Genomic DNA, 15349 nt, shown 5'->3' with positions numbered 1-15349 from the left:
CCAAGGCGACCGCTCATGAACATGCTCCAGCAACTCACCTCGCAGACGCCGATCTGGGTCTGGCTGCTCCTGGCGTTCCTGGTCACGCGTGGCATCGCCGCCATGAAGCCGGGTGAGACTTCGTTACAGAAGCTGGCGATCGTGCCCGTCCTGTTCGCCGTGTGGGGCGCGTGGTCGATCAGTCATCGCTTCGGCGCCTCGCTGACCGCCTGGGGCGAGTGGTTGGCCGGCATCGGCACCGGGGCGGCACTGGGATGGCTGCTGCTGGGCCACGTGAAGCTGACCCTGGAGGGCGCTACCGGAAAGCTCTGGCGCAACGCGGACTTCAGCCTGCTGCCGCTGCTGCTGATCACCTTCCTGGTGAAGTACGGCTTCGAAGTCGCATTTGCGGTGTCGCCGTCGCTGACCGCCAACGCCGGCTTCAGTGCCGCCTACCTGCTGCTGTCAGGCGGATTCACCGGCATCTTCGTCGGCAAGTACTGCCGCTATCTGGCCTCGTTGCGACTGGGTGAGGCAGGTAAAGGGGTTGGGGTGGCAGGCTGAAACCAGCCCCGTCGTGACGCGTCACATTAATAGCCCCAGCGGGTAGTGCCGGCCGCTGGCCGGCACCGATGTCCTTACAGGCTCCAATCAACCCGCATGCCCGCAATCAACGCATTCGGCAGGTCCCGCTGGCGGGCAGGTTCGTTGAACTGGTCCGGATGCACGATGTAGTGCAGGTTCGGTGCGATCCGGAGCTGCGGGGTGACCTGGATGCCATAGCTCAGTTCCATCATCACCTGGCTCCCGTGCGGCGTGCCGCTACCGCCGGCCGCGGCGCGGGCAAGGCGCAGGTTCTCCAGCGCGATGCTGCTGTACTTCTGCTGGGTCACAACGAAAGCGATGCTGTCCTGCGGCCGGCTGGCGAACGTGCCTTTCTGCACCATTCCAGCCTGCAGGAAATGATCCTCGATCAACTGGCCGGAGGTGCCCTTGAGCGCCGCACCGAACAGGGTCAGGCCGCGGCCGCCACCATCACTGGTGAGCTGTTGCTCGAAGCGGGCGAACGCACCGGATCGGCCGCGACGGGACGCATAGTCCTGCCCGCTGAGCAGCGCCGGGCTGCCGTTGGCATCTCGCAGCGGATCCAGATAGGTCGAGTTGTCCTGCCAGCCACCGAGTTCGTAGCGGGCTTTCAGGCGTGCCGAAGCAGGGCTGCGCCAACCGAGCGTGTAGGGCACGATCCAGCCGGTGGCCTGGTGGGTACTCCATTTCAGACCGTGCTGGCCGTCCTCGGCCTGGCTGGGATCGACCTGGTAAGCGCCAACGCGCACATAGACATCGGGCGTCACCCAGGCCGTGGCATCGGCCATCCAGCTCGATACCGGCCACCAGGTGAAACTGCTGGTGCGGAACACGTAGGTCGGGTTGCCGCAGGCCGAATTGCCCTGGAAGTACTGGCACAGCTCCGAACCGAGGTGATGGATGTTGGCGACGCTGCGCCCCGCCTCCAGCACCAAACGGTCGTTCAGCAGTTTCTGTTCAAGCGTCAGGTTGGCCAGGCGCGTGCCCTGGCCGCCGTAGATTTCCTGCACCGAGGTGCTGTTGCCAGTGCTGCTGTTGGCCAGGTTGGTGCCATGGCGGTTGATGCCGTAGGCCTTGATCGTCGCGCCCCGCCAGCCAAACGCAGCATCCAGGTTCACGTCGGCGCCGAACATCAGCTGGCCGGCATACGCCGTGCCGCTGCGCTTGCCGCCGTCGAGCGTGGCAGCCGCTTCGCCGGTGTACGCCAGCTTGGGGGTGAAGACGTCGCTCGCGTCGGCGGCTGCGGCCACGGACGGCAGGGCCAGCAGGATCGCTACCGGCAACAGGCGGCGGGAAGAGCAGGTCATGGGCGAGATTCCGTTTACAGGGTGGGAGCCGTGACCGGCTTCTTCAGGACGCGCAGCGCGACCGCGGTGACGGCCACGCCGGCCACCAGTGCCAGCAGGTAGACGCCAAGGTGGGTGACCGCGTTCGGGATCGGCAGCACGAACACACCACCGTGCGGCACCTTCAGCTCGACGCCTGCGGCCATCGAGATCGCACCGGCCACGGCCGAGCCGAGAATCAGCGCCGGAATGGTGCGCAGCGGGTCGCGCGCGGCGTAGGGAATCGCACCCTCGGTCACGAAGCTGAGGCCGAGCACGCCCGCGGCACCGGCCGTGCCGCGCTCCTCGGCAGTGAAGCGGTTGCTGAACAACCACGTTGCCAGCGCAATGCCCAGCGGCGGCGTCATGCCGCCGATCATCGTCGCAGCCATCGGCGTGTAGACCTGGCTGGAAATCAGTGCGGTGGAGAATGCATAGGAGGCCTTGTTGACCGGCCCGCCCATGTCCACCGCCATCATTCCGCCCAGCAGCAGGCCCAGCAGGATCGCACTGCTGCCCTGCATGCCGCGCAGCCAGTCGGTCAACCAGGCCAGCAACCCGGCGACCGGCGTGCCGATCACATACATCATCAGCAAGCCGACCAGCAGCGTGCCCAGCACCGGCAGGATCAACACCGGCTTGAGGCCTTCCAGGCTGCGCGGCAGGCGCAGCGCACGGTTGATCCAGTGCACGCCGTAGCCTGCGATGAAACCGGCCAGGATGCCGCCGATGAAGCCCGCATCCATGTTGACCGCCACCAGTCCGCCGATCATGCCCGGCGCGATACCCGGGCGATCGGCGATCGAGTAGGCGATATAACCGGCCAGTGCCGGCACCATCAGCATGAAGCCGGACTTGGCGCCGATCTGGAACAGCGACCAGGCCAGCGTGCCCTTGTGTGCATCGTCGAAGGCATAGATGCCGCCGAGCGCGAACGCCAGTGCGATCAGCAGGCCACCGGCAGTGACGAACGGCAGCATGAACGACACGCCGGTCATCAGGTGCTTGTAGGGACCGGTGACCTTGGCCTTTTCGCTGGTGCGGCCTGAAACCGCCGTACCCGCCTGCACGCCGGCCTCGGCCAGCGCCTTGCGGATCAGGTTCTGGCCGTCATTGATCGCCGGCTTTGTGCCGCTCTTGAACAGGCGTTTGCCAGCAAAGCGTGACAGATCGACTTCGCGGTCGGCGGCGATCAGCACCAGGTCGGCGGCAGCGATTTCTTCGTCGCTCAATGCGTCCTGCGCGCCGACCGAGCCCTGGGTTTCCACCCGGATCGCGTGGCCCAATGCCTTGGCGGCTTGCTGCAGGCCTTCGGCCGCCATGAACGTGTGGGCGATGCCGGTCGGGCAGGAGGTGACGGCGACCATGTGCTTGCTGGCGTCCGCGGCGGGCGCGGTTCCGGACGTCGCGGCAAGCTGCGCCAGCACGGCAAGCGGGTCGTCCAGCACCTCACCGAGGCTGGCGCGTACGATCTGGGCGCTGCCGAAGCGCGCGGGATCCGCCTCGCCGTCACCCACCAGCAGCAGCTGCGTTGCGGCGGCGGCCTGCGTGGCGGGCAGTGCCCCGGTCACGCCCTGGTCGCTGCGGATTTCGATCGCCAGTTCAGCCCCTTGCTGGCGGGCAGCGCGGCGCAGCGCTTCGGCGGCAAGCACCGCCTCGATGCTGCGTTCGCCTGCGGCGATGACTACGGTGGAAGCTTGCATGGGCACTCCTGGAATTCTTCGGGTTCGTCCTTGCAGGAGGGGGCGGGCCAGCCGCAGCTCCCTCTGCAGGGGTTTCAATCCAACCGCTCGATCAGTACGTGGCCGGTCCACGCGCGCACCTGTGCCGGATCCAGCTGTCGCGCGTCGCCGCTCTCCAGCCGGCTCATCGAGAACGCCGTCGCCAGTCGTGCGCAGGCAGCCAGATCGAGGGAGGGCTCCAGCAAGGCGGCGGCGATGCCGGCGACCATGGCATCGCCAGCACCGACCGTGCTGTCGCGTGCCAGTCGCGGCGGTCGCGCGATCAGGGCGCCGCTGCGATCAATGAACAACGCGCCGTCGGCGCCCATCGAGATCGCCACAAGCGCAACTCCGCGTTCAACCAAGGCGTGGCCTGCGGCCCGCAGCGCGCTGCGATCCGGCAGCGGCGTACCGGTCCAAGCCTCCAGTTCGTGGCGGTTGGGCTTGATCGCGTAGGGCAGTGCGCCCTGTGCGCCGCTCAACGCCGCGGCCAGCGCGTCGCCACTGGTATCCAGCAGTACGCGCGCACCGGCGGCGCTCGCCTGCGCCTGCAGTCTCGCCCATGCATCGGCTGGCAGCCCGGACGGCAGGCTGCCGGACAGCACCACCGGCAGGTCCGGCTGGAGCAGGGCGTCGAGTCGGCGCGATACCGCGTCCAGATCGGCATCACGCAGTGACAGGCCGGGCAGGTTGATGTCGGTGGTCTCGCCGTTGGCCTCTTCGACCAGCTTGATGTTGGTGCGGGTGCGGCCCGCAATGCGCAGGCAAGCGTCTGCGATGCCGCGCTCGGCGAACAGTGCGCTGAACACGCCGTCGTTGCCATCGCCGAGCACGCCCAGCGCGGTGGTCGGCACACCCCAATCGGCCAGGCAGGCGGCCACGTTGATGCCCTTGCCGCCGGCGTCGTCGCGGGTGCTGCGGGCACGATGCACATGGCCCGGTTGCAGGTGCGCCAGCCGCACGGTCTGGTCGATCGCCGGATTCAGAGTGATGGTGACGGCGCGGGCGCTCATGCGCGCACTCCATCGAGCGCACGTACCTGCTCGGCGGTTTCGCAGTCCAGCGCATTGTTGGCCAGTGCCTGCAGATCGGTCAGCGCGTTGCCACGCAGGCGTGCCTTCACGGCCGGGATGTCGTTCGGGGTCATCGACAGTTCGTCCACGCCCAGGCCGGCCAGCAGCATTGCACCAAAGGGATCGCCGGCCAGGCCGCCGCAGACGCCAACCCAGCGCCCATGCAGGCGTGCACCTTCCACCGTGGCGCGGATCGCGCGCAGCACGGCCGGGTGCAGGCTGTCGGCCTCGGCGGCGAGTTCCGGGTTCTGGCGGTCGATCGCCAGCACGTACTGGGTCAGGTCGTTGGTGCCGATCGAGAAGAAGTCGGCATGGCGCGCCAGTACATCGCTCTGGGCTGCTGCGGCAGGGACTTCAATCATGATCCCGATCGGCACTTCGGGTGCCTCAAGCGCGGCGCGCAACCGTTCGCAGATGGCGCGCAGTGCGATCAGCTCGGGCACCGAGGTGATCATCGGAAACATGATGGACAGGCGTGCGCCGTCCTTCGCCGCGCGATACAGCGCACGCAGCTGTGGTTCCAGCAGGTCGGGGCGGCGCAGCAGCAGGCGCGCGCCACGCACGCCGAGGAACGGGTTTTCCTCGCGCGGCAACTCCAGGTGAGCGACCTGCTTGTCGCCACCGATATCGAGCGCGCGCACGATCAGCGGGCGGCCGTCGAGTGCCTTGGCCATCGCCACGTACGTGGCGTACTGCTCATCCTCGCTGGGCGTGCTCCCGCGCTCGAGGAACAGGAATTCGGTGCGCATCAGGCCGACGCCTTCCGCGCCCTGCTCCAGTGCCAGCGGCACCTGCTCGGGCAGGTTGACGTTGGCGCCGATGTCGATGCGGTGGCCGTCAGGGGTCTGTGCCGGCTGCGCGCGTTGCGCCGCTTCACGCTCGCGGATCTGCTGCTGTTCGGCGATCCACGCACGGGCCGAGGCGAGATCGGCCTCGGACGGAGACAGATAGAGGCGCCCGCTGCTGCCATCGATGATCGCCTCGCTCCCCGCGCTGATCGTCAGCAGCTCCGCGCCCGCGGCGACCAGCGCCGGCAGGCCCAGCGTGCGCGAGAGGATCGCGGTGTGCGAGGTCGGCCCGCCCAGCGCGGTGGCGAGGCCAAGCACGCGACCGGTATCGAGGTTGGCCGTGTCGGACGGCGACAGATCAGCAGCGAGCAGGATGCAAGGATGTGCAGGCAGGTCGGCAAGGCCGCCACCCGCCGCGGACGGATCAAGCTGTGCCAGTACGCGCCGGCCCACGTCACGCAGGTCGGCGGCGCGCGCGGCCAACACCGGGTTGCCCAGGGCAGCCAGCCCGGAGGCGATCTGCTCGATGGCCTGGTGCCAGGACCATGCAACGCCATGGCCTTCGACCATCAGCTGGCAGGTACGGGTAATCAGATCGGTGTCGTCGAGCAGCGCGGCCTGCGCCTTGAAGATTGCCGCATCCGAGGCGCCGAGCCGGCGCTGGGTGTCGTCCTGCAGTGCAGCCAGCTGCTGGCGGGTACGGCTGAGCGCCTCCTGCAGGCGTGCGCCGCCTTCGCCGAGCGGGGTGGGGCGGTCAGCAACGTCGGCATGCGTGCTGGCCAGCACATGCACCGGGCCGATCGCCAGGCCTGGGCTGGCGCCGATGCCGACGATCGCCGCCGGTGCGTCGGGCGGATTCCAGCCCGCAACCGGCGCGGCCTTGCGCTGCGCCGCGCGCTCGGCATCGGCCCTTTCCTGTGCCACCAGCCCGTCCATGACCTGGCGCAGCGCGGCCAGCAAGGCAGGGGCATCGGCGCCCTCAGCAGACACGCTGACCGCGTCGCCTTGGCGCAACCCGAGCTGCAGCAGCGCCACCAGGCTCTTGGCATCGGCAGCCTGATCGCCCGCTCGGACCTGTACGCGGGCCGCGAAGCCGCGCGCTGTTTCGGCCCAGCGCGTGGCTGGGCGCGCGTGCAGCCCGTTGGGGTAGGCGATGGTCCAGTCGAAACGCTCGGCCAGGTCAGTCACCGGCGTACTGGGGGCCGTGGTCGCAACATCGCCGGTCAGCGCGCTGATGATCTCGCTCGCATCGGCCGTGGTGAACAGGCGCTGCAGCGTGGCCTCGTCCTGGATCAGCCGGGTCAGCCGGCGCAGCAGGGTGATGTGGGTATCGGACTGGGCGGCAATGCCGACCACCAGGCGGGTGACCTGGCCCGGATTCCACTCCACGCCTTCCGGAAACTGCAGCACGGCAATGCCATCGCGGCGCACCAGGTGACGGTCCTCGCCCAATCCGTGCGGAATGGCCACGCCATGGCCGAGGAAGGTGTTCGCCAATGCCTCACGACGCCCCATGCTGGCCTCGTAACCGGGCGCAACGCAGCCGGCGGCGACCAGCATCTGCGCCACCTGGGCAATGGCGTCGGCCTTGTCGAGCGCCCGCGCATCCAGGCGGATCAGTTCCCGGCTGACGGGGGCAGGGGTGGTCAAGGGCTGCAAGGCGGGCTCCGGGAAGGGGGTGCTGTGGCGTATTGGGAACGTTCCCACACATCATTTCAATGTGCACTGCACAAAAAGCCAATAGTCCTTTGGCGTTAGCATTGTCCTGAATGGCCATCCGGCCTCGAACAGCGACAGTTTCCGGGAACGGTTCCAATGAGCATCAGCATCAACGACGTCGCGCGCGTGGCGGGGGTGTCCAAATCCACGGTATCGCGGGTGCTCGGTGGCGGCCCGGTCAGTGAGGCCGTGCGTGGCCGGGTGGAGGCAGCGATCCGCCAGACCGGCTATCACCCCAACCTGCAGGCACGACGCCTGCGGGCCCGGCACACCGGCATCATCGGGCTGATCGTGGCGGACATCCGCAACCCGTTCTTCACTGCGCTGATCCGCGCGGTGGAGGAGGTTGCCTATCGTGAAGGCCTGCGCGTCACCCTCTGCAACACCGACGAGGACCCCGAGCGCGAGGCGCTGTATCTGCAGTTGATGCACGAGGAGCGCATCAGCGGACTGATCTTCGCGCCCACCCGGACCACGGTGGGCCGGCTGGAACGGCTCACACTGGACTATCCGACGGTGCTGGTGGACCGCGCCGCACCCGGCGGATCGATCGACAGCGTGGTGCTCGACAATCCGGCCGCGATGGCGGGCCTGGTCGAGCATCTGGTCGCGCGTGGCTATCGCCGCATCGGCGGCCTGTTTGGCAGCACCAGCACCACGGCGGCCGAGCGTCGTGACGGCTACCTGGCTGCAATGCGCACGCACGGGCTGGAGCCGGATTATCGCGAGGTTGAACCCACGGCTGAAGCGGCCATTGCAACAGTCGATCAGTGGCTGGCCGGGCCATCGCGGCCGGAGGCGCTGGTCGCCAGCAACAGCCTGCTGCTCATGGGGGCATTGAAGGCCGCTCGCAGCGCAGGTCTGGCAATTCCGGACGCGCTGGCGCTGGCGGGTTTTGACAACGAACGCTGGACCGAGCTGGTCGAACCGGGCATCACCGTGATCGAACAGCCGGTCGAAGAGATGGGGCGCGCAGCGATGTCGCTGTTGCTTGAGCGCCTGCGCGCGCCGGAGCTGCCGGTACGCCGGCTGGTGATGACCGGCCGGTGCGTGGTGAGGGGATCAACGGCCTTGCGATGACCTCGCGGCTGTGTGCGGCCGTCCATCGATGGATACCCTCGCGTACATGTAGGTCATGGCTGCTCCTTCGCCCGACCCCATTCCGCCGATGATCGTGGCCAGTTTTACGAACAGGCGTCGCACGCATGGGCGCAGCATGTTCAGCTCAATCCTCGGACGTCGTCTGGCAGTTTCGATTCCTGGCGGACGATGTGATCCCGGGATGACCGCCCCGGAACGTAAGCGCACTGACAACGGCCAGGGCACAGGCACAAGCGCCCGCGTAAACCATGGCCAGTCGGTAGCCGAAAAGCAGCGACTGATGCGCTACGTCAAGGGACACTGCCTGGTCAGTGGCCGCCAGCTCATCCAGGTGCGCAGTACCTGCGGACAATCCCTCCGCAAGCGACCGCAGATGCGAAGGGTCACCGCCGGGCAGGTTCGTTTCAAGTGCGTAGTAGGTACCTTTCACCAGAATCAACCCCACCACCGCGATGTTGATGGCCAGGCTGATGAATCTGGCGCTGGTGTCCATGCCGGATGCCATGCCGGCGCGATCGCTGGGCACGGAACTGGTCGTCGTGTTGGTGACGGGCGTATTGATCACGCCCAGGCCCGATCCCGCAAGAATGCAGCCTGGCAGCAGGGTCAACCAGCTCGCGTTTTCCGCGCCTGCACCGATCGCCATCATGAGCATCCCGCCGCCCATGGCAAACATCCCAGCCGGGATCACGCGCTCAGGCCCGAAGCGCACAGCGAGACGCTCGCCGTAAGGCGGCAGCAGCAGCGACGGCAATGTGTATGCCAGGACAGACAGGCCGGTCGCGATGCTTGAGTAGCCAAGTCCGTGCTGGAAGAACAGTGGCAGGTACACCATCAGTGGCCAGAAGCTGAAGTTCATGCCCATCGAGCCCAGCAATGCGCCCGAGAAGCGCCGGTTGCCGAAGATGGAAAAATCGAACATCGGGTCCGGCACCCTGCGCTCGACCGCGATGAATACCGCCAGGCTGATGACGGCAACCAGAGCGGCCGCCATGGAAGAGGCGCTTGCAAGGCCTGCAGGAATGCCCTGGGTGAGGTACCAGGTGAAGGAAAAGACGGCCACTGACAGCGAGACGATTCCTGCAAGGTCCAGTTTCCGCTGGCTTGGCGCCCACGATTCCCGGATGCCCAGAACGGCGAGAGCCGTCGCGCCCACTGCCAGGGGCGCATGCACCAGGAACACCCAGCTCCAGCTGCTGATGACAACAACGCCAGCACCAATGACCGGCCCGAAACCCAGCCCTATGCCAAAGACCACGCCCCAGATGCCAAAGGCCTTGGCGCGCTGTGCGGAGTCACTGAACTGATGGGAAAGCACTGTAAACACGCAGACCAGCATTGCGCCTCCCGCCGCACCCTGCAGTGATCGAGCCACGATCAACGCCGTTCCGCTTCGAGCAAGACCGCAGGCCAGGGATGTGATGCCGAACAGCAACAGGCTGATCACGAAGATGCGCTTGCGCCCGTACCGATCCGCCAGAGCGCCAGCCGCCATCAGCACCGTCGTGCAGGCGAGGGTGTAGGCATTCATGATCCACTGCAGGCCGCTGAAGCTGCTGCCAAGCTCTGTCTCCAGAATCGGCAGGATGACCGGCACGCTGGAGATTTCCAGCCCGAACATCAGGGAAGCCAAGCACGCCGCAGAAAGCGTCAGGCGGTCTCGAGCGGCAGGTGAAAGGGAAGTCATGGGTCTCCTCAGGCAGGTCCGGGATCTGGCGCACTGCCGGGTCGAATGCAGCTGCGCGTTTCAAGTGAGCGGCCATCTTGGAGGGACTTCCATGATGATAAAAATGATTTGATTTAATAGAATTGATCAATCCTCATCATGGATTGCCCCAGTGCTCTTTGACCCCGACCTGCTGCGCGCCTTTGTCGCCGTCGTAGAGACCGGCGGCTTCACCAAGGCGGGTGAGCGCATGAACCTCAGCCAGTCCGCCATCAGCCACCAGATCCGGAAGCTGGAAGAGCAGGCGGGCAGCGCCTTGCTGAAACGGACCACGAGAAGCGTGACACTCACCGAAGACGGCGAAGACTTCCTGCGACATGCCGAGCAGATTCTTGCTGCCCAGAGCCTGCTGGTTCGCCGGTTCCAGAGGGCTCCTGTTACCGGGGCAGTGCGACTGGGTGTGCCAGAGACCTATGCCGGCGACCGGCTGACCGCAATGCTGTCGCGCTTCTCGCGCAGGTTCCCCGCGGTGCGGCTGGATGTAGCCGTGGAGTCCTATGGGGCGCTGAACGAACAGATACAGGCGGGAACACTCGACCTGGCGGTGAACCTGTTCCTGCGGGAGGACGTTGAGTGGCCGGTTCTGAGGCGGACACGTTTCGTCTGGGCCATCGGTCCGGGATTTGAGCACGAACCGGAAAAGACGCTGCCACTCGCACTCGCGCCCAGCCCGTGCATGCACCGCGACGTGTGCATCGGAGCACTTGTTGAAGCCGGCCTGGAATGGCGCGTCACCTTTACCTCGGCGAACCAGCAGGGCCTGCGATCGGCTGCAAAGTCCGGGCTCGCCATCACTGTCGCTCTTCAGGATGACATCCAGGATGGCCTGATGATTGCGGGCAGTGGACTGGGCCTTCCTGTGCTCCCCGCAGCGAGCTTCCGGCTGATGCGCAGTGCAGCCGTGCGGACGCCTGCGATCGAAGCGTTGGAGGAACAATTGCTTCGCGCAGGCGATGGCGCGTGTTCGGCCCGTGCGCTCAGCGCTGTGGGCTGAAGCGCGGCGCACGCACATTCCAGACCAAGCAGTCCATAACCGGCCTTCCACGTCGAAGTAGCATCGACGCTTGGAGCATTGAGCACTTCCGCTGAATGCGTTCGGTCTACGGAAGCTATTGGATGAACATGAAGCGGACGACGGCGGGCGGCCCCGCTCCCATGCGTGGTAATCGGCGGGATACCGAGATCCGGAACTACGTGATGAACCTCGGCCCCCAACATCCTGCGGCACATGGAGTACTGCGCCTTGTGCTTGAGATGGATGGCGAGACCGTTGTGCGCGCGGATCCGCATGTGGGCCTGCTGCACCGGGGTACCGAGAAGCTGGCGGAGTCCAAGCCCTTCAACCAGTCCATCGGCTACATGGATCGGCTGGACTACGTATCCATGATGTGCAATGAACACGCCTACGTACGTGCGATTGAAACCCTTCTGGGAATCGAGGCGCCCATCAGGGCACAGTACATCCGCACGATGTTCGATGAGATCACCCGTATCCTCAATCACCTCATGAACATCGGAACGGGCGCGCTGGACCTGGGCGCCATGGCCGTGATGCTCTATGCATTCCGGGAACGCGAAGAGCTGATGGACTGCTACGAGGCGGTATCCGGCGCTCGAATGCATGCCACGTATTACCGGCCCGGCGGTGTGTACCGTGATCTGCCTGACCAGATGCCGAAGTACAGGGAGTCACGCTGGAAGAAGGGGAAGGAGCTGCGGCGGCTGAACGCCGCGAGAGAAGGGTCACTGCTCGATTTCATCGAGAATTTCACCCGCGAATTCCCAAACCGCATTGATGAGTACGAAACCCTGCTCACCGACAACAGAATCTGGAAGCAGCGCACGGTGGGCATTGGCGTTGTGAGCCCGCAGCAGGCCATGGACTGGGGCATGACCGGGGTGATGCTGAGAGGCTCGGGCATGGCGTGGGACCTGAGGAAGAAGCGCCCCTACGCGAAGTACGATGCCGTTGACTTCGACATTCCGGTCGGCAGCGCCGGTGACTGCTATGACCGCTACCTGTGCCGTGTCGCGGAGATGCGGCAGTCCAACCGCATCATCCGGCAATGTGTCGACTGGCTTCGCGCCAACCCCGGCCCGGTGATGGTCCAGAACTTCAAGGTGGCGCCGCCGTCCCGGCAGGAGATGAAGTCCGACATGGAAGCGCTGATCCATCACTTCAAGCTCTTCAGCGAAGGCTACCAGGTGCCGGCAGGTGAGACCTACGCAGCGGTCGAGGCGCCCAAGGGCGAGTTCGGTTGCTACCTGATCTCCGATGGCGCCAACAAACCGTTCCGGGTGCACCTGCGTGCTCCCGGCTTCGCTCATCTCTCTTCTCTGGATGAAATCGTCAGGGGCCACATGCTGGCGGATGTCGTCGCCATGATTGGCACCTACGACATTGTGTTCGGCGAAGTGGATCGATGAGGAACCGGCTCAGCCCACACATGGGCTGAGCCACGCTCCGGCGGCCGCGAAGGGAACAGCCATGTGCAGCCTGAGCAGGTCTTCCACGGTGCGGGCCCCGCCCATCTCCAGGTCGAGAATGCCGGGCTCCAGGATTGATCCCAGCAGAACACCGACCGCGATCGCATGAAGGCTACGCGCCGCAGTGGCTGTATCAACGCCCTCACGGAGCTGGCCCAGTGCTCCTGCACGCTGGTATACAAGCTCCAGCATGCGGACCTCCGGCATCGCGCACGCCGCGAGCACTTCGCCTATGCCGCCCAGCTCATGTGATGCACCAGAGCGCAGCAGAAGCTCAACCGTTCGGCGAACGCGTGGGGTGCGGCGCGTGTGATCAAAGACCCTGACCAGGTCCGCAAACAGAAGCTTGAACGGGTCATTACACTGCCGGATGGCGGCTTCCCGCAGTCCTTCGGGTGCATCTGGCCGCCCTCGCGCGGAAAGTTCACCCAGCAGGTTCTGACGGGACCCGAAGTGCCAGTAGATCGCGCCGCGCGAATAGCCGCACTCGGTGGCGATCAGCTCCAGCGTGGCGCCGGCGGGCCCATGGCGCAGCAGGCACACCAGTGCTGCATCGAGGATCCTCTCACGCGTGGCGTGTGCGTCCTCCCTGGTTCTTCTAGCCATGGCACGGTTGCATCCCTGCTGTTCGATGAGCGCGCGACCGCGCGTCCTGAGCGCCCTTAGACAAGGCGATGGGACGGACCGTGGCCACAGCGCTGCACCGGGATCTGCGGCGTTTGAATGTCGATCTTCGGTTCATTGGCGGGGGCAGGGCAGGACAGTGAGCCAAGCCACAGACCATCGGCGGCGAGACGCGCAGACCTCAGCGTGGGATCGTCGGCCTCGGACGGCTCGGTGGCCAGCTTCTTCTTCATCCACTCGATCCACTGCGACGCGGATACCTGGGTCAGGTCCAGGCGGATGATCAGGGCCGAGAGCATTGCAACGTCGTGCCGCCTGCAGCCCTCGACCACCGATTCCACGTAGGCGTTGGTGAATGCGCCGGGGCGGAGCCCGTTGGCACGCATTCTCCGTTCCACATCCTGATTGAAGTTCTGCAGCCAGCACGAGAAAGTGGCGTCGATGAGATCCTGCTTGCAGTAGAAGTGATGGAACATCGCGCCACGGCTGACGCCCGAGCATTCGAGAATCTCACTGACGGTCACCGAAGACCGGCCATTGCGGACGATAAGCGCTGCCGTTTCGCGGATGAGTATGCCGGGCACACGCACGGACGAACTGTGGGTAGCGTTCAAGAGAGTTTTCCTCATGTAGCGGGCGACGAACGATCCGCCAGGCCGGTACGGCCTGGCGGGTTGCCGTTCGGGCCAGTCAGTGATGCGCCGCGGATGCTTCGCTTTCGGCGCTCTTCCGGGAAGCGATGGGCCTGCCGATTTCAATCTCAGGGTCCCCCTTCTCGGGCTGCCATGCCCCCAGTGCCAGCTGCACCTGCACGTGGGCCATCAGCAGCCCGGCCTGTGCCGCGGCAAGCGCTCTGCGCGCCTTCTCGAGCAGCGCCTGCTGCTGCAGGCCGGCATCCTTCGGTTCGATTCCGGCGTCCACGCGGGAAGAGGCATAGGCCGAAGATCTGCTGCTGAGTGCCTCGGCATTTACTGCCTGCTGCATCCTGATCTGGGAACTCGTCCACGCATGCAGGGAGTCCTCACTCTCCTTCAGCGCCGTCAGCACGGTCTGCTCGAAGGCATGCCAGTTCTGATCACTGCCGGCGCGAGCGGCTTCCTCCCTGGCCTTCTTCCGGCCAAAGCTCAGCCACTCCCACTGAAGCTCCGGGCCGGCCGAGAAGCGCTTTGCACTGGAATCGCCCAGCGAACCGAACGGTGCAAGGATGCCGCCGAAAACATTCAGCGTGAGGCGCGGAAGGTGCGCGCGCTCGGCGAGTACGACGTTGCCAAGGCTTGCTCGCAGTAGTGCATCGGCCTTGGCGACGTCTGGCCGCCGCGCCAGGAGGTCGGTCGGCTGCGCAAGCGATGCAAGATCCGGTGGGGCCGGCAGTGGAGCCGGGGCCAGCAACGCCTCCCAGGCGTCATCCTGCGCGGTCGGCGAGCGGCCTGCAAGAACCGCCAATGCGGCCCTGTCCGCCTGCAGCCGGGTAGCGGTTGCCGCCTCCTGCGCCACCAGCTCGGCGTGTTCGGATTCGACCGCAAGTGCCTCCCTGCGATCGACCAGCCCGGCCGCATACCGGGCCTTCACACGCACAACGCGCGCCTTGCTCAGCTCAACCTCCCGCTCAAGAGAGGACAGGTTGATCTGGTCCATCCTGAGCAGGAAGTAGTTCTTCGCAACCTCGGCCTGGAGCACTGCGGCAGCTGATCTCGCGTCAGCCGCCGCCGCATCGGCCTTGCGATCGGCCATGGCTGCGGCGGTGCCAATGCGCCCAAACAGATCCAGCTCCCAGGAGAACATCTGTCCGGCGGACAGCAGTCTCTGGGAAGGGGGGCGGGGAAGATCCTGGCGATAGGGATCCGCTTCGATCTGGGCGGACTGCATGGCTTCGGCCTTGACCTGCAGCGCACCGCTCGGCAGATAGTCCTTGCGCGCTGCGCCTGCCAGTGCGCGCGCTTCCACCACGGCGGCAAGGGCAGACTTCAGGTCATGATTCCCGCGCATGGCCAGGCTGACCAGCGCATCCAGGTTGGGGTCGGAGAAGTCCTTCCACCATTGCCTGTTGGGCGTCCCGGGCAGGACATCCGCATCCAGCGCCGCCGGCGTGGGGGCCTGGCCCACATGATGCCGGGCTGCGGCGTCAGGGATCTCGGTCCTGGGAGCCACAGAGGCGCAGCCAGAAGACAGGGCTACAAGCACAGCAATCGACAGGCAGGCAACTCGATTTCCAATAGACATG

The 15349-nt window shown here is 66.0% G+C and carries 12 protein-coding genes; 4 read left to right on the top strand and 8 right to left on the bottom strand.

Annotation, left to right across the window (positions count from 1 at the left end; genetic code table 11):
• Window positions 1–15: 15 nt before the first annotated feature.
• On the top strand, window positions 16–543 hold the full coding sequence (locus ACZK5G_RS11280) for a DUF6622 family protein (protein ID WP_478466461.1): 528 nt from the start codon (window positions 16–18) through the stop codon (window positions 541–543).
• Window positions 544–617: 74 nt separating this feature from the next.
• Here the strand turns inward: ACZK5G_RS11280 and ACZK5G_RS11275 are convergent, their stop codons facing one another.
• From ACZK5G_RS11275 to ptsP, 4 genes are all read right to left on the bottom strand, one after another.
• Window positions 618–1871: a carbohydrate porin gene (locus tag ACZK5G_RS11275; protein ID WP_478466459.1), complete on the bottom strand. Its 1254-nt coding sequence runs from the start codon at window positions 1869–1871 to the stop codon at window positions 618–620.
• 14 nt (window positions 1872–1885) lie between these two features.
• Window positions 1886–3592: a PTS fructose transporter subunit IIC gene (locus ACZK5G_RS11270; RefSeq protein WP_478466457.1), complete on the bottom strand. Its 1707-nt coding sequence runs from the start codon at window positions 3590–3592 to the stop codon at window positions 1886–1888.
• 74 nt (window positions 3593–3666) lie between these two features.
• Window positions 3667–4623: a 1-phosphofructokinase gene (gene pfkB / locus ACZK5G_RS11265; protein WP_478466456.1), complete on the bottom strand. Its 957-nt coding sequence runs from the start codon at window positions 4621–4623 to the stop codon at window positions 3667–3669.
• Window positions 4620–7130 carry a phosphoenolpyruvate--protein phosphotransferase gene (gene ptsP / locus ACZK5G_RS11260; RefSeq protein WP_478466454.1) on the bottom strand — a complete coding sequence of 837 codons (2511 nt, stop codon included), beginning with the start codon at window positions 7128–7130 and terminating at the stop codon, window positions 4620–4622. Before ptsP ends, pfkB begins: the two co-directional genes overlap by 4 nt.
• 156 nt (window positions 7131–7286) lie before the next feature.
• On the opposite strand from ptsP, the gene ACZK5G_RS11255 reads away from it, so the two are divergent.
• On the top strand, window positions 7287–8270 hold the full coding sequence (locus tag ACZK5G_RS11255; protein WP_478466453.1) for a LacI family DNA-binding transcriptional regulator: 984 nt from the start codon (window positions 7287–7289) through the stop codon (window positions 8268–8270).
• 145 nt (window positions 8271–8415) lie between these two features.
• On the opposite strand, the gene ACZK5G_RS11250 is transcribed toward ACZK5G_RS11255, so the two are convergent.
• The gene (locus ACZK5G_RS11250) at window positions 8416–9978 is read right to left on the bottom strand and encodes an MFS transporter (protein WP_478466452.1); all 1563 of its coding nucleotides are present in this window, start codon (window positions 9976–9978) and stop codon (window positions 8416–8418) included.
• A 151-nt stretch (window positions 9979–10129) separates the two neighbouring features.
• Here ACZK5G_RS11250 and ACZK5G_RS11245 point away from each other — a divergent pair, with 151 nt between their 5' ends.
• Window positions 10130–11011, top strand: coding sequence for a LysR family transcriptional regulator (locus ACZK5G_RS11245; protein ID WP_478466450.1), 882 nt, complete (start codon window positions 10130–10132; stop codon window positions 11009–11011).
• A 128-nt stretch (window positions 11012–11139) separates the two neighbouring features.
• On the top strand, window positions 11140–12444 hold the full coding sequence (locus tag ACZK5G_RS11240) for an NADH-quinone oxidoreductase subunit D (protein WP_478466514.1): 1305 nt from the start codon (window positions 11140–11142) through the stop codon (window positions 12442–12444).
• A 9-nt stretch (window positions 12445–12453) separates the two neighbouring features.
• Here the strand turns inward: ACZK5G_RS11240 and ACZK5G_RS11235 are convergent, their stop codons facing one another.
• From ACZK5G_RS11235 to ACZK5G_RS11225, 3 genes are all read right to left on the bottom strand, one after another.
• The gene (locus tag ACZK5G_RS11235; protein ID WP_478466449.1) at window positions 12454–13047 is read right to left on the bottom strand and encodes a TetR/AcrR family transcriptional regulator; all 594 of its coding nucleotides are present in this window, start codon (window positions 13045–13047) and stop codon (window positions 12454–12456) included.
• Between the two features lie 119 nt (window positions 13048–13166).
• Entirely contained in the window at window positions 13167–13742 is a 576-nt protein-coding gene (locus ACZK5G_RS11230; RefSeq protein WP_478466447.1) for a TetR/AcrR family transcriptional regulator, read from the bottom strand.
• Between the two features lie 76 nt (window positions 13743–13818).
• Window positions 13819–15348, bottom strand: coding sequence for a TolC family protein (locus ACZK5G_RS11225; RefSeq protein WP_478466445.1), 1530 nt, complete (start codon window positions 15346–15348; stop codon window positions 13819–13821).
• Window position 15349: the final 1 nt, after the last annotated feature.

Source organism: Stenotrophomonas sp. 62841_Sma, assembly GCF_056482945.1.
Note: the sequence above shows the minus strand (reverse complement) of the source record. Positions and strands in the feature narration are given on the sequence as shown.